The following is a 15,680-nucleotide window of genomic DNA, read 5'->3' as shown; positions in this document are numbered from 1 at the left end:
TCCCCGCGAAGGCGGGGATCCATACTGGCTGACCTGTCGACCAGAAGCGCAGCGGTGGAGGATATGGGTTCCCGCCTTCGCGGGAACGACGAAGATAGGAAGCGGGCCGATGCTTACAACGTCACCCCACCTGCCCGAAGCACCAGCGCAAGATCGACTTTTGTGCGTGCAGCCGGTTCTCCGCCTCATGCCAGATCAGCGATTGCGGGCCGTCGATCACCTCGGCCGTCACTTCCTCGCCGCGATGCGCGGGCAGGCAATGGAGGAACTTGGCGTCGGGCTTGGCGCGCGCCATCAGTGCGGCATCGACCTGATAGGGCGCCAGCGCCGCCAGCTTGGTTTCGGCGTGGAGCTGCCCCATCGAAATCCAGGTGTCGGTGACGACGATGTCGGCCCCCTCGACGGCTTCGGCGGGGTTGGCGACACAGCGCGCCCTGCCCTGCCCGCGCGCCATATCCTCGTCCGATGGCTGAAACCCCTGCGCACAGGCGGCGACGACGTCGAACTGCATCAGCCCGGCGGCCTCGACGATCGAGGCGAGCACATTGTTGCCATCGCCCAGCCACGCGACCTTCAGGCCGGGCAGCGCCTTGCCGTTTTCGAGGATGGTCAGCAGATCGGCCATGATCTGGCACGGATGCGACTGGTCGGTCAGGCCGTTGATCACCGGCACGCTGGCGTAATGCGCCATTTCCTCAAGCTTGGCATGGTCGTCGGTGCGGATCATGATCGCATCGCAATAGCCCGACAGCACGCGCGCGGTATCGGCCACCGTCTCACCGCGCCCAAGCTGGGTGGTGCCGCTGTCGAGCACCAGCGCGCTGCCGCCCAATTGGCGCATCGCCATGTCGAACGACACCCGCGTGCGCGTCGAGCTTTTTTCGAACACCATCGCCAGCGTGTGGCCCGCCAGCGGCGAATCGGCATCGGCGCGCCCCTTTGGCCAGGCGGCGCGGGCGGCCTTGCGATCGAGCGCATCGGCAAGGATCGCGGCGATCCCATCAGGGCCGGCGGACGACAGGTCTAGGAAATGGCGCATTCTAAATCCTCCCCGGCACGGGGAGGGGGACCGTCGGCGAAGCCGATGGTGGAGGGGGATCGCCCCGATCGCACCGGCTTGGCCGGGGGAAGCCCCCCTCCACCATGCTACGCATGGTTCCCCTCCCCGTCGCCGGGAGGAGCATGATGTCAGTCGTTGCTCGCCGGCACAAAGGTCCGTGCGGCTTCGCTCAGCTTTTCGATCGCTTCGGCGATATGTGCTTCCTCGATCACCAGCGGCGGCAGGATGCGGACGACATTCTCGCCCGCAGCCACCATCAACAGCCCATGATGGTCGCGGCAATGCGCCACGAACTGCCGGCAATCGCTCTTGAGCTTCAGGCCCAGCATCAGCCCCATGCCGCGCACGCTTTCGAACAGATGGTCGTGGTTGGGGATCATCTGTTCCAGCCCCTGGCGCAGGCGGTTGCCCATCGTCGCCACATGCTCGAAAAATCCGGGCTCGAGCATCACGTCGAGGATCGCCGATCCCGCCGCCATGCCCAGCGGATTGCCGCCATAGGTGCTGCCGTGGGTGCCGAACACCATCCCCTTGGCCGCTTCCTGCGTCGCCAGGCACGCCCCCAGCGGAAAGCCGCCGGCAATGCCCTTGGCCGCCGACACGATGTCGGGAACCACGCCATATTGCTCATGCGCAAACAATGTGCCGGTGCGGCCATAGCCGCATTGCACTTCGTCGAGCACCAGCAACAGGCCGTGCTCGTCACACGCCTTGCGAAGTCCCTGCAGGAATTCGTGGCTGGCGACGCGGATGCCGCCCTCGCCCTGCACCGGCTCGACCAGGAAGCCCGCGGTGTGATCGTCGATCAGCGCCAGCGCGCCCGCCAAATCGTTGAACGTCGCATAGGCAAAGCCCGGCAGCAGCGGCTCGAACCCGTCGCGCATCTTGGCCTGGTTGGTCGCCGAAATCGCGCCGAGCGTGCGCCCGTGAAACGCGGTGTCGAAGGTGATCAGCGTATTTCGCTGCGGATTGCCATTGGCGTAGTGATAGCGGCGCGCGGTCTTGATCGCGCACTCGATCGCCTCGGCCCCCGAATTGGTGAAAAACACCGTGTCGGCAAAACTATTGGCGACAATCCGCTCCGCCAGCGCCTCACCCTGCGGGCTGCCATACAGGTTGCTGACATGCATCAGCGTTGCTGCCTGATCCTGAATGGCTTTGGTCAAATGCGGATGGCCGTGGCCAAGCGCGTTGACCGCGATGCCGCTGGCGAAATCCAGATACCGCTCGCCGCGTTCGCCAATCAGATAGCATCCCTCACCGCGCACCGGACGCACATCGCACCGTGGGTAAACGGGCATCAGCGCTGGCATCGACATTGGGGATACTCCTTCAAAAAAATCCAGGGTAGAAAACAGCTCCGGGGCAAAACGCGAAAAGGCGGCCATCGGGCCGCCTGCATCGTCCTTTAAAGGCGCGAGGCCCCGGGGGTCAATATGGGCGTCAGTTCTTAAGCTTCCAGCCACGTCGCAGCAGCCAATAGCAAAACCCCGCCAATGCCAGCGTCAGTACCGCCAGCAGCCCGCCGCCGAACAGCACGTTCGAATCGGCGGTTTGCAGGAAACCATAGCGAAAGCCGCTGATGATATAGAAGAAAGGGTTGAACTGGCTGACGGTGCGAAACGCCGGCGACAGCGATTCGACCGAGTAGAAAGTGCCAGACAGCAAGGCGAGCGGCGCGATCACGAAATTGGTCACCGCAGCGGCATGATCGAATTTTTCGGCCCAGATCGACGTCAGCACCCCAAGCAACGCCAAGAAAGCCGAACCCACCACCCCGAACCACAGAATCGCAAGGCCATGACGCGGGGTGACATCGACGCCCCATAGCGCCATCGCCAGCCAGACCGCGCCGCCGACGCACAGCGCGCGCGTCACCGCGCCGCCCACCAGCCCCGCCAGCAGTTCCCCGGTCGACAGCGGCGGCATCAGATAATCGACGATCGTACCCTGGATCTTGCCCACCAACAGCGAGAAGCTGGCATTGGCGAAGGCATTTTGCAGCATGCCCATCACGATCAGCCCCGGCGCGATGAATTCGGCAAAGGGCACGCCCATCACCGATCTCCCGCCGCCGCCCAAAGCGACGGTGAAAATAACCAGAAACAGCAAGGTGGTAATCGCCGGTGCCCACACCGTTTGCAACTGGACCTTGAAGAAGCGGCGCACCTCCTTCACATACAAGGTCTTGAGCCCACCCCAATTGATCCCGCGAAACACCGGGACGCCGGGTGCGGGCAATTTGAATAGGAATGGGTCGGGCTGGTCTGCCATCGTTAATGCGCCTAGTCGACGGTGCCCGCCCCCGCAACCCGGCACCGCCGGCATGGAAGAGAAGAACGCAATGAGCTGGACCGAGGAACGTATCTCGACGCTGACCAAGATGTGGGAGTCGGGCAGCACCGCCAGCCAGATCGCCGAGGAGCTGGGCGGGGTCAGCCGCAACGCGGTGATCGGCAAGGCGCATCGTCTGGGACTGAAGCCGCGCCCATCGCCGGTGAAGAACGCCGAACCCGCCGCCGCCAAGGCTGCGCCGGCACCCGCCGCAGCGCCACCGCCGCCCGCACCCAAGCCAGCCGCGCCGGTTGTGGCAGCAGCGCCCGCGCCGACGCCAGCTGCCCCCAAGGAGCCAGCGCCGGTCAAGCAGGTCGCCGCGCCGGTCGAGGATGAACCCGAAATCGATTCGGCGGAAATCGACGATGCCGATGACGAGGATGCGGATGCGGATGCGGATGAAGCTGCTGCGCCGGTAAAAGCCCCGGTCATGCGCTCGGTCGGCCCCGGGGGTTTCCTGCGACAGAACCCCGGCGAGAACAGCGCACCGCTGACCCCGGCCCCGCCGCGTCGCCTGGTGCCGGCACGCCCGTCCGATGCGATCGCGGGCAAGACGTCGCTGCTCGATCTGAACGACCGCATCTGCAAATGGCCGATCGGCCACCCTGGCGAGCCGGACTTTCACTTTTGCGGCGACAAGGTGAACCCGGGCTTCCCCTATTGCGTCGCTCATTGCGGCCACGCCTATCAGGCGCAGCTGCCGCGCCGCGATCGCCGCCCGCCGCCGCCGCTGCCCTATGGCGGCCCGCGCGTCCGCTGATCCCAGCGGTGCCGGTCGCATGACCGATCGGCACTTTCCTCGCTGACAAGAAAAACCCCGCCGACCCTGATGGGCCGGCGGGGTTTTTCGTTACGCTACGCTACTCATACTCTTCGCAAATCAGAAGCGGAATGCGCCCGTCATGCGAATGCTGTGAAACCGGAAATCATTGTCGCTGCGGCGTAAATCGGTGCTGCCTGCGCCCAACAGGAACGGGTTGCTGGCTGGTGCCGTGCCCGCGCTGGTGTTGACGCGGAAATCATCGTCAACATAGTTGTTGAACATATATTCCAGGCCGAACGAGAAATTGTCGCCGATCTTCTGCTCAAGACCGCCGCCGACGGCATAGCCCCAGCTGTTCGACTTGGCATCTTCCAGCGCGAATGCGTTGGCGGTGTTGGTCGATGAGAAGCTGTTGTTGATCCGGGCATAGGTCGGGCCACCGGCTGCGTAGAACAGCGAACGCCCGCCCGCTGCATAGCCGACGCGGCCACGGATCGACGCATTCCAGTCGAATTCGCGCGTCATGACATAATTGGCAGGGGTAGTGCTGAATGCCGACACGCTGTCGCGCACTTCGGACTTACCGAATTCGCCCATCACGCCATAGACGAAGTTACCGATCTGGTGATCGGCACCGACGCGCGCGAAATATTCCATGCCGTCCTTGTCGTTGCGGCATGCCCCTGCTGGGGTGGCACCATTGGCTGCGCCGTTGCAGAAGCCGGGCGCGAAAGCGTTGGCACCATCGACCGTCGTGACGGTGTCGTTGAAATTGCCGTCGAGGGTGCGATCGAACAAGATGCTCTCGTTGACGTCGTTTGGCTGCACGCTCATGCCGAACGAACCGCCGACATACAGACCGTCAAAATGGCTTTCGCCACGCGCGTCCTGCGCGAATGCGGGTGCCGAGGTCGCGAGCAATGCAACGACGCCGAGAGCGGCGCCGGACAGGATACGCTTACGCATACAGATACATCCTTCTAATGGTTACGGTACTAGGTACGGGGCGCAAACGCGCTCAACCGCGTTTGGGTGCATCGCAGCGCTAAATTGAGACCACACTGTGGCATCCTTGCCACAATCACGGTTCACGGATTAGGTTTCCGCTCCCCGCGCGGCAGGATATAGCGGCCTCATGTCCAACGACCTTTTCGCCGCACCCGTCACCGCCGGCACCGATTACAACGCTGCATCGATCGAAGTGCTGGAGGGGCTGGAGCCGGTCCGCCGCCGCCCGGGCATGTATATCGGCGGCACCGACGAACGCGCGCTGCACCACCTCGCCGCCGAAGTGCTCGACAATGCGATGGACGAAGCGGTCGCGGGCCATGCGACGCGGATCGAGGTGACGCTCGATGCGGGCAACCGGCTGACGATCGTCGACAATGGCCGCGGTATCCCGGTCGATCCGCATCCGCGCTTTCCCGACAAATCGGCGCTCGAGGTAATCCTCTCGACGCTGCATTCGGGCGGCAAGTTCAACGGCAAGGCCTATGCCACCTCGGGCGGCCTGCACGGCGTCGGCATCAGCGTGGTCAACGCGCTCTCGGTCGATACCGTGGTCGAGGTGGCGCGCGGGCGTGAGTTGTACCGCCAGCGTTTCAGCCAGGGGCAGACGCTCGGGCCGATCGAGCATATGGGCGGCACGCCCAACCGGCGCGGCACTTCGGTCGCCTTCACCCCCGATCCCGAAATCTTCGGCGCGATGCAGTTCAAGCCCGCGCGGCTGCACAAGCTGGCGCGGTCGAAGGCGTATCTGTTCGCGGGCGTCGAAATCCGCTGGAAATGCGCGCCCGCGCTGATCTCGGACGACACCCCTACCGAGGCGGTGTTCCAATTCCCCGGCGGGCTAGCCGATCACCTCAAGGAACAAGTCGGCGGTCGCGAATGCGCGACGGCCGAGTTTTTCGCTGGACGCCAGGCCTTCCCCGACGAACAGGGCAGCGTCGAATGGGCGGTCGCCTGGCCGCTCTGGTCCGACGCATCCTATAGCTGGTATTGCAACACCATCCCCACCCCCGATGGCGGCACGCACGAGGCGGGGCTTCGCGCCGCGCTGACCAAGGGGCTGCGCGCGTTCGGCGATCTGGTGGGGCAGAAAAAGGCCAAGGACATCACCGCCGACGATCTGATGGTCGGCACCGAATTGATGCTGTCGGTCTTCATCCGCGAACCGCAATTCCAGAGCCAGACCAAGGACCGGCTCACCAGCCCCGAAGCGGCGGGCCTGGTCGAGCGCGCGGTGCGCGATCATTTCGACCAATATCTCTCCGACCGGATGGAGCGCGGCAAGGCGCTGCTCGGCTATGTCCTCGACCGGATGGACGAGCGGTTGAAGCGCAAGGCCGAGCGCGAAGTGAAGCGCAAGACCGCGACCTCGGCGCGCAAGCTGCGGCTGCCCGGCAAGCTCACCGATTGCTCGGCCGACGATCCCAAGGGCACCGAATTGTTCATCGTCGAGGGCGACAGCGCCGGCGGCAGCGCCAAGCAGGCGCGTGACCGCAAGACCCAGGCGATCCTGCCGATCCGCGGCAAGATTTTGAACGTCGCCAGCGCGACCAGCGCCAAGATCATGGCGAACCTGGAAATCGCCGATCTGACGCTGGCGATGGGTTGTGGCACCCGCAAGGACTGTATCCCCGACAATCTGCGCTACGAACGTATCATCATCATGACCGACGCCGATGTCGACGGGGCGCACATCGCCACATTGCTGATGACCTTCTTCTTCCAGGAAATGCCCGAACTGGTGAAGCGCGGGCACCTGTATCTGGCGCAGCCGCCGCTCTACCGGCTGACGGTGGGCGCCAAATCGCTCTACGCCCGCGACGACGCCCACCGCGCCGAGATCGAACGCACGGTGTTCAAGGGCAAGAAGGTCGAGGTTTCGCGCTTCAAGGGGCTGGGCGAGATGAACCCGATGCAATTGCGCGAAACGACGATGGACCCCAAGACACGAGGATTGCTGCGTATTACCCTGCCGCAGGAATATGAGGAGCGCGCCGAGGTAAAGGATCTGGTCGATCGGCTGATGGGCACCAACCCCGCCCACCGCTTCGCCTTCATCCAGCAAAACGCCGCGCGGCTGGAGGAGGATGCGATCGATGCTTGAATGGGCGAGGTTGGCGTTGGCGATGGCGGGACCGCCTGGATATCAGCCCCCGCCCCCCGCACCGTTCGTGCTGAGCTTGTCGAAGCACCGTTCTTCCCTCCCGCCGTCCTCGCAGCAACAAGACGATGCTTCGACAAGCTCAGCACGAGCGGACCAAGGGCCGTCGCTCCCCGCCCGCGCCGCGCAAGTCGTCGCCATCCTCAACGGTGCCGGCGACTACGACACCGCCTTCACCGCCACCTTCCGCGCGCAGATAAGCCGGGCGCAATTCGAAGCGATCGCTGCCCAGTTGCGTACCCAATATGGCAAGGCGACCGGCATAGAGCGGATCGACACCCTCAACCGGCTGCAGGCAAATGTCGTGATCGGCTATGAGCGCGGCACCGCCAGCCTCAGCCTGTCGCTCGACGCCGCCGCGCCGCACGCGATCGGCGGGCTGCTGATCACCGGCGCCGCGCCGCGCGGCGACAGCCTCGATGGGGTTGCCGCCACACTGAAGGCGCTGCCCGGCAATACCGGGCTTGGCATTTATGCGCTCGAAGCCGATGGCCCGCGCGCCCTGACTGCGGCCAATACCGACATCGCCGCCCCGATCGGCTCGGGGTTCAAGCTTTGGGTCCTCGCGGAATTGGTCGCTCAGGTGAAGGCGGGCAAGCGCCGCTGGGCCGATGTCGTGCCGCTCGACGCCGCTTCGCTGCCATCGGGGATCACCCAAGGCTGGCCGGCGGGCAGCCCGATGACATTGCAAAGCCTTGCCACGCTGATGCTGTCGATCAGCGACAACACCGCCACCGACACGCTGATGATCGCGCTGGGCCGCGACCGGATCGACGCACGCGCGGTGGCGCTGGGGGCACCGCCCGCCTCGCTGCCGGTGCTCACCACCCGCGAGGCGTTTGCGCTCAAGGGCGCGGATGCCGCCAGCACCGCCGGCTGGGCAACCCTGCCCCCCGCCGAGCGCCGCGCCCGCATTGCCGCGCTTCCGCCCAAGCCGCTCGATCCCGCGATGTTTTCTGGCACGCCGCTCCGGCCCGAAATCGAATGGTTCGCATCACCCGCCGCGATGGCGGCAACGCTCGACTGGCTACGACGCGAAGGCGACCAGACGACGCTGGCAATGCTCGCCATCGCGCCGCAGGCCCCCGCCGCGCGCAGCTTTGCCTATGCCGGTCACAAGGGCGGGTCCGAACCGGGCGTGCTCAGTCTCAACTATCTACTGCGCGACAAGGCCGGGCGCTGGTATGCCGTTGCGGCATCCTGGCATCGCAGCGATAGCGTGGTCGATCAATCCGCGCTCGCCAGCATCGTCGATCGTGCCTTGGCGGTCATCGCCGCGTCTCCGTTCGTTTTGGGCGATGCCCCGAAACCCAACTAAACACTCGACACGAACGCTAGGGGGTCAATGAACCCCGAACCGCCACCGCTGGCGGGAAGCCGCAAATCCCGCTACCTAGCAGCGATGCAAGTATCCAAGCGTTTCCCCTTCACCGCGATCAGTGCCGTCGCGCTGCTCGTCGCGATCCCTGCTGCCAGCCAGCAGCAACCGGCACCCGCCGCGCCGGCTGCGCCCGCGCCGATGGTCGAAGGGCGAATCCAAACCGCCGCCGAACCCTGGCTCTACAAGGGCAGCGACATCACCCCCGATCCGGGCTGGCGCTTTGGCACCCTGCCCAATGGCGTGCGCTATGCCGTCCGCCGCAACGGCGTGCCGCCGGGCCAGGTCGCGGTGCGGGTGCGGATCGATGCGGGTTCGCTGATGGAGCAGGACAGCGAGCGCGGCTATGCCCATCTGCTCGAACATCTGGCGTTTCGCGGGTCCGAACATGTGCCCGATGGCGAATCGAAGCGCCTGTGGCAGCGGCTGGGCGTCACCTTCGGGTCGGACAGCAACGCCAGCACCACGCCGACGCAGACGGTGTACAAGCTCGACCTGCCCTCGGCGACGCCGCAGGGGCTGGATGAAAGCATGAAGGTGCTGGCGGGCATGATGGCCAAGCCGACGATCAGCGACGCCGCGATCAATGCCGAGCGCCCCGTCGTCCTGGCCGAACAGCGCGAGCGGCTGAGCCCGCAATCGCGGCTGGGCGACAAGTCGCGCGAGTTGTTTTTCGCCGGCCAGTTGCTCGCCGAACGCTCGCCGATCGGTACGACCGCGACGTTGCAGGCGGCCAACGCCGCCGCCGTCAATGCCTTCCACAAGCGCTGGTATCGGCCCGAACGGACGGTGATCGTCATCGCCGGCGATGTCGATCCGGCGGTGTTCGAACAACAGATCGCCAAGCATTTCGGCGACTGGAAGGGAACCGGCCCCGCACCCGCAACCCCCGATTTCGGCAAGCCGGTCGGCGATCAGGGGCTAAGCGCCGTCACGGTCGAACCATCACTGCCGCCGGTCGTCAGCCTTGCGATCCTTCGCCCCTGGAGCATCACCGCCGACACCATCCTGTTCAATCAGGAGCGGATGATCAACCAGATCGCGATCCGCATCATCAACCGCCGGCTCGAATCGCGTGCGCGCAGCGGCGGCAGCTTCATCACCGCGGGTGCCAATCTCGAGGATATATCGCGTTCGTCCAACGCTACGCTGGTGCAGATCCTGCCGGTGGGTGACGATTGGGAGGCGGCGGTGCGCGATGTTCGCGCGACGATCGCCGATGCAGCGATGACGCCGCCCACCCAGCTCGAAATCGACCGCGAAGTGGCCGAAATCGACGCGATCATGAAGAATGCCGTCGACACCGCGCGGGTCGAGGCGGGCGCGATACAGGCCGACGAAATCGTCCAGGCAGTCGATATTGCCGAAACGGTGGCGTCGAGCGAAGGGTCGCTCGCGATTTTTCGCGGCGCGGTTGAAAAGAAGTTCTTCACCCCCGCCCGCGTTCAGACCGCGTCGCAAAAGGTCTTCGCCGAAGGCCTGCGCCGCGCCATCGTCAACACCCGCGTCCCCGATGCGACGGTACAGGCCCGGCTGACCGCAGTGCTCGACGAGGATGTGACCAAGCTGGCGGCAAAGCGTTCGTCAGGCCCGCCAATCACCTTCGATCAACTGCCCAGGCTCGGCTCGCCGGGTGTCGTCACCGCCCGAACCACGGTGCTGACCGGCCCCGACATCGAAAAGGTGACGTTCGCCAACGGCGTCAACCTGCTGATGTTTCCGAATGAATCGGAAACCAACAAGGTCTATGTCCGCGTTCGCTTCGGCGGCGGCTTGCGCGCGCTGCCCGCCGATCGGGTGACGCCCGCCTGGGCTGCCGATCTTGCATTGGTGCCCTCGGGCATCGGCAAGTTCGGGCAGGAGGAAATCGACCGGCTTACCAGCGGGCGGCAAATCGGGTTGAGCTTCGCGATCGATGACGATGCGTTCGTCTTTGGTGCGGTGACCAGCCCCGCCGATCTGGCCGATCAGCTTCGGCTGATCGCTGCCAAAATGGCGTCGCCCGGATGGGATACCAATCCGGTGACGCGCGCGCGCGCGGTGATGCTGGCGGGTTATGCCGGCCTTGAATCCTCGCCCGATGGCGTGCTCAGCCGCGATCTGGAAAACCTGCTCCATGCCAAGGATCCGCGCTGGGGCGTGCCGCCGCGCGCAGCCGTCGAGCAACTGACGGCCAAGGCATTTCGCGCGTTCTGGGAGCCATTGCTGGCGACAGGACCGATCGAGGTGCAGGTCTATGGCGATACCACCGCCGACGCGACGGTGGCGGCGGTGGCGGCCTCGTTCGGCGCGCTGAAGCCGCGCAAGCCCGCAGCGCTCACCGGCCCGACACCGAAATTCCCCGACCATGCGGCAACCCCCGTGCTGCGCTATCACGAAGGCCAGCCAAACCAGGCGGCCGCCGTCATCGCCTGGCCCAGCGCCGGTGGCAGCGAGGCTTTCACCGATAATCGCCGGCTCGAGATTTTGGCGGCGATCTTTCGCGATCGATTGTTCGATCAGCTCCGCAGCCAGGCTGGCGCAAGCTATACCCCCAATGTGATCAACGACTGGCCGGTGGGCATGCCCGGCGGCGGGCGGCTGTTCGCGATCGGCCAGATTCCGCCCGACCAGGCGGATCTCTTCTTCAAAATGGCGCGCGAAATCGCCGCCGATCTGGTGGCGACGCCGATCGCCGAAGACGAACTGCGCCGCGCGGCGGTGCCGCTGATGCAACAGATGATCCGTATGTCGAGCGGCAACACCTTCTGGTTGCAACAGACCAGCGGCGGCAGCCTCGATCCCCGCCGGATCGATTCGATCCGCACCCTGCCGCAGGATATGGGCCAGGTGACCCCAGCCGATATTCAGGCGCTGGCAGCCAAATATCTGGTGCCGACGCGCGACTGGACGATGCTGGTGCTGCCCAGCGAGAAAATCGTGGCGGCAAGCAAAGCCGCCCCATCCGAAGAGGCGGGCGCACGCTAAGCCTCTTTCATCCCCCCATTTCGCAACATGGGGGGATGAAGGCGGTCACCCCTTGTAGAGCCCGTCCAGCCGCGCGCCGTATACCCCGCGCAGCACATGCCGGCGGATCTTCAAACTCGGCGTCAATTGCTCATTTTCGATCGTGAAGGGTTCGTCGGCGATGATGAACCGGCGGACTCGTTCGATCTGCGACAAATCCTTGTTCACCCGCTCGACCGCCGCACCCAATGCGGTGCGAAAGGCGTGGTTCTCGCCCAGCGCCTTGAAATCGCAGCCCGCCGCCGACTTGGCGCAATAGGATTGCACCCATTCGGGATCGGGCACCAGCACCGCCACCATATAGGGCCGGCGATCGCCCGCGATCATCGCCTGGACGATCTCGGGCTGCAGGGTCAGCATCCCCTCGACCTTTTGCGGGGCAATGTTGTCGCCCTTGTCGTTGACGATGATGTCCTTCTTGCGATCGGTGATCTTGATGCGCCCGCGATCATCGATCACGCCGATGTCGCCGGTGTGCAGCCAGCCGTCCTTCAGCACCCGCGCGGTTTCGGCATCGTTGCGCCAATAGCCGTGCATCACCAGCTCGCCGCGCACCAGGATTTCGCCGTCCTCGGCGATCCGCACCTCGACGCCCAGCATCGGCGGGCCGACGCAATCCATGCGGATGCCAGCCGCCGGGCGGTTGCACGAAATCACCGGCCCCGCCTCGGTCTGGCCATAGCCCTGAACGAACGACAGGCCGAGTGATTCGAAGAACAGCCCCACCTCGGGCGTCAGCGGCGCACCGCCGGACACCATCGCCTTCAGCCGGCCGCCAAAGCGCTTGGCCACCTTGGGCTTGAGCAGCGCGCTCACCGCCGCGTTCATCGGCTGGTCGAGCAGGCCGATCCGCCCGGCATCGGCGCGCTTGGTGCCGATCGCAATCGCGCGATTCAGCAGATAGGCCGAAACCTTGCCCTGTTTTTCCACCGCCTTGGTGATGCGGGTGCGGAGCACTTCAAACAGGCGCGGCACCACCACCATGATCGTCGGGCGGGTCTCCTCGATGTTCGAGGCAAGCTTGTCGAGCCCTTCGGAATAATAGATCTGGCCGCCCAGCGCGATCGGGAAATGCTGGCCGGCGGTGTGCTCATAGGCGTGGCTCAGCGGCAGGAACGACAGGAATACCTCGTCACCCCAGCCGAAATCGGTGCTGATGATGTCGGTGGTGCCAGCGATGTTCAGCAGGATCGCGCCGTGGTGCTGCATCACGCCGCGCGGGCTGCCGCCGGTGCCGCTGGTATAGATGATGCAGGCCAGATCGCCGCGCGCAAAATCTGCCTGTACTTCGGCCACCGCCGGGTCGGTCGGATGGTCGGCGATCAGCCGATGCCAGCTATGGAATTCGATCGCGCCGGGCTGGCTCATCCGCACTTCATCGATGCCGATGACGAATTCAGCCGCGCCCGATTGCAACGCGGCGGGCAACAGCACCTTGGCGAGCTTCTGCGTCGAGACGATGATCGCCCGCGCGCCCGAATTGTCGATGATATGCTGGTGATCGCGCTCGGTATTGGTGGTGTAGGTCGGCACCGTCACACAGCCAGCCGCCATGATCGCGAGATCGCTGATGCACCATTCGGGGCGGTTTTCGCTGACCAGCATCACCCGGTCGCCGCGCGACAGTCCCAAGGCACGCAACCCAGCCGCCAGGCTCGCCACCTGCCGCGCGGCATCGGCCCAGCTGGTCGACACCCATGTCCCGCCCTGTTTCGCCCACAGAAACGGTCGATCGCCCTGCTCTCGCGCGCGCGTGAAGAACATCGTGACGAGGTTCGGGAAGTGTTCGAGTTGCCGTGCCATGCGCTCTCCTCACCGCAGGGTGTAGATCGTGCCGCGTGACAGCGCCAGCATGGACGCGCCGCGAATCGCCGGTTACACAATGGTTCCATGATATTACCATTCCGGTCGCCGGCCCGCCCGCTCGCCCTGTCGCTGATGATGCTCGCCGCACTGGCGTCGTGCAGTCGGCCCGCTTCCGCACCGCCGGCGGCGTCGGCTGCGCCGCCGCAATCGGTCACCGCGACCCGCCCGGCCACCGCCGAAATGTTCGTCGTCGCGTCGAACCCGCTGGCAAGCGAAGCCGGCATGGCGGTGCTTCGGCGCGGCGGCAGCGCGGTCGACGCCGCCATCGCGGTGCAGGCGATGCTGTCGCTGGTCGAGCCGCAAAGCTCCGGCATCGGCGGCGGTGCGTTCATGAACTATTTCAACGCCCGGACCGGCAAGGCCGAAATCTATGACGGCCGCGAAACCGCGCCGGCGGGGGCCACCGCCGACATGTTCCTGGGCGATAATGGCAAGCCGCTGGGATACCCCGCCGCGGTCACCAGCGGGCGCGCGACCGGCGTTCCCGGCGTCGTGCGGATGCTCAAGCTGGCGCATGAAGAACATGGCACCCTGCAATGGCGGACGCTGTTCGGCGATGCCGAGCGGACCGCGCGCGACGGCTTCATCATCACCCCCCGGCTCGGGCGCTTCCTGACGCGCAGCTTCCCCCAGCTTTCCAGCCCCGACGCTCAGGCCTATTTCGCCAAGGGCGACGGCACGCTGGTAGGCGTCGGCGATCGGCTGAAAAACCCGGCCTATGCCGCCTTTCTCAAGCGGCTGGCGGCACAAGGCCCCGAAGCGCTCTATGCCGGCCCGACCGCGCAGGCGATCGTCACGCGCACCAATGCCGCGCCGCTGGCCGGGACGATGACGCTGGCCGATCTGGCGGCGTATCGCCCGATCAAGCGCGAGCCGTTGTGCCGCGACTGGCGCGTCTATCTGGTCTGCGTGCCGCCGCCGCCGTCGAGCGGCGTCGGCATGCTGCAATTGCTCGCGCTGCTCGAACGCACCGACATCGCCGCGCGCGGGCCGCAAGACCCACAGGCATGGTTCCTGTTCGCCGAGGCAAGCCGGATCATGTACGCCGATCGCGACCGCTATGTCGGCGATCCCAAATTCGTCGCGGTGCCGGTCGAAGGGCTGCTGGCCGCCGATTATGTCGCAACGCGCGCGGGCCTGATCGGTGCGGTGGCCGGCCCCGCGCCCGCCGCCGGCACCCCTGCCGGCGCGGTGCTTGCCGCCGCCGACACTACCGCTGAACCGGCTGGCACGTCGCACTTCATCGTCGGCGATGCGAAGGGCAATGTCGTGTCGATGACCACCACGGTCGAATCGATCTTCGGCACCGGGCGGATGGTCGACGGGTTTTTCCTGAACAACCAGATGACCGATTTCACCTTCTCCCCGCGAGATGCTCAGGGCCGCGCGGCAGTGAACGCGGTCGCCCCCGGCAAACGCCCACGCTCGTCGATGACGCCGCTGGTGATGATCGACCGGCAAGGCCGCTTCGCTGGCGCGCTGGGATCGGCGGGCGGCAACGCGATCCTCGCCTATGTCGGCAAATCGATGATCGGCGCGGTCGATTGGGGACTGCCGATGCAGCAGGCGCTGGCGCTGCCCAACATCGTCGCGCGCGGCGACAATATCGGCGGCGAAGTCACCCGCTTCTCGCCCGAGATTCTGGAGGCGCTGGCGGCGCGCGGCATGAAGATCGTGCCCGGCCAGGGCGAGGATTCGGGGCTGCACGGCGTGATCGTGCGCAATGGCCGGATCGACGGCGGCTACGACCCAAGGCGCGAGGGGCGCGTGCTGGTCGAGGCCGGGCGGCGGTAGGGGGTGGGCTGACAGGAAGTATTCGCCAATTGCCCGGCTCACTGGTCCAAGCTAAGCCGGTGCGATGTGGACCGTTATGCTTTGGAACTTCGCGGCGCTGGCCGCCGCCGGCTATTGCTTAGCCAGATCGATTATCGATCTGCGCGCGCGGAGATACGGTTGGGGAAGCGCGGGCTTGTTAAGCGCCGCGGTGTTTCTCGCGGCACCTGTACAGACCCATACGGTGACGGTCGACCTGCCTGTTGCAGAGCTGTGACCGCAAAGGCCGATCTATCGGAAGCTCTAACAGGCTGCTGAAAAAGGGCTTGGC

Annotated in this window: 11 protein-coding genes; 6 read left to right on the top strand and 5 right to left on the bottom strand. The window is 65.6% G+C overall.

Annotated elements, in window-relative coordinates:
• Positions 1-121: 121 nt before the first annotated feature.
• From argF to QU44_RS10965, 3 genes are all read right to left on the bottom strand, one after another.
• Positions 122-1,039, bottom strand: a complete 918-nt coding sequence (argF, locus tag QU44_RS10975; RefSeq protein ID WP_033922199.1) for an ornithine carbamoyltransferase — start codon at positions 1,037-1,039, stop codon at positions 122-124.
• A 149-nt stretch (positions 1,040-1,188) separates the two neighbouring features.
• The gene (locus QU44_RS10970; protein ID WP_033922198.1) at positions 1,189-2,379 is read right to left on the bottom strand and encodes an aspartate aminotransferase family protein; all 1,191 of its coding nucleotides are present in this window, start codon (positions 2,377-2,379) and stop codon (positions 1,189-1,191) included.
• Between the two features lie 124 nt (positions 2,380-2,503).
• Positions 2,504-3,334 (bottom strand): ABC transporter permease, encoded by an 831-nt coding sequence (locus tag QU44_RS10965; protein WP_033922197.1) that lies wholly within the window; start codon positions 3,332-3,334, stop codon positions 2,504-2,506.
• 70 nt (positions 3,335-3,404) lie between these two features.
• Here QU44_RS10965 and QU44_RS10960 point away from each other — a divergent pair, with 70 nt between their 5' ends.
• Complete coding sequence (locus tag QU44_RS10960; protein ID WP_033922196.1) at positions 3,405-4,154, top strand: GcrA family cell cycle regulator; 750 nt, start codon at positions 3,405-3,407, stop codon at positions 4,152-4,154.
• Positions 4,155-4,274: 120 nt separating this feature from the next.
• Here QU44_RS10960 and QU44_RS10955 read toward each other — a convergent pair whose 3' ends face one another.
• Positions 4,275-5,123 carry an outer membrane protein gene (locus tag QU44_RS10955; protein WP_033922195.1) on the bottom strand — a complete coding sequence of 283 codons (849 nt, stop codon included), beginning with the start codon at positions 5,121-5,123 and terminating at the stop codon, positions 4,275-4,277.
• A gap of 169 nt (positions 5,124-5,292) precedes the next feature.
• Here QU44_RS10955 and parE point away from each other — a divergent pair, with 169 nt between their 5' ends.
• The 3 genes from parE to QU44_RS10940 all read left to right on the top strand — a co-directional run bounded on the left by parE (position 5,293) and on the right by QU44_RS10940 (position 11,671).
• Positions 5,293-7,269 (top strand): DNA topoisomerase IV subunit B, encoded by a 1,977-nt coding sequence (gene parE / locus QU44_RS10950; protein ID WP_033922194.1) that lies wholly within the window; start codon positions 5,293-5,295, stop codon positions 7,267-7,269.
• A 22-nt stretch (positions 7,270-7,291) separates the two neighbouring features.
• On the top strand, positions 7,292-8,644 hold the full coding sequence (locus QU44_RS10945) for a serine hydrolase (RefSeq protein ID WP_052134688.1): 1,353 nt from the start codon (positions 7,292-7,294) through the stop codon (positions 8,642-8,644).
• A gap of 84 nt (positions 8,645-8,728) precedes the next feature.
• Entirely contained in the window at positions 8,729-11,671 is a 2,943-nt protein-coding gene (locus tag QU44_RS10940; protein WP_033922193.1) for a M16 family metallopeptidase, read from the top strand.
• A 45-nt stretch (positions 11,672-11,716) separates the two neighbouring features.
• Here the strand turns inward: QU44_RS10940 and QU44_RS10935 are convergent, their stop codons facing one another.
• On the bottom strand, positions 11,717-13,513 hold the full coding sequence (locus QU44_RS10935) for an AMP-dependent synthetase/ligase (protein ID WP_033922192.1): 1,797 nt from the start codon (positions 13,511-13,513) through the stop codon (positions 11,717-11,719).
• Between the two features lie 87 nt (positions 13,514-13,600).
• Here QU44_RS10935 and QU44_RS10930 point away from each other — a divergent pair, with 87 nt between their 5' ends.
• On the top strand, positions 13,601-15,370 hold the full coding sequence (locus QU44_RS10930) for a gamma-glutamyltransferase family protein (RefSeq protein WP_033922191.1): 1,770 nt from the start codon (positions 13,601-13,603) through the stop codon (positions 15,368-15,370).
• A 64-nt stretch (positions 15,371-15,434) separates the two neighbouring features.
• Positions 15,435-15,626 (top strand): hypothetical protein, encoded by a 192-nt coding sequence (locus QU44_RS10925; protein ID WP_033922190.1) that lies wholly within the window; start codon positions 15,435-15,437, stop codon positions 15,624-15,626.
• Positions 15,627-15,680: the final 54 nt, after the last annotated feature.

The organism is Sphingomonas sp. 37zxx (genome assembly GCF_000786205.1).
GTDB lineage: Bacteria > Pseudomonadota > Alphaproteobacteria > Sphingomonadales > Sphingomonadaceae > Sphingomonas.
The sequence above is the reverse complement of the archived record's forward strand: the minus strand, read 5'-3'. Positions and strand labels throughout refer to the sequence as shown.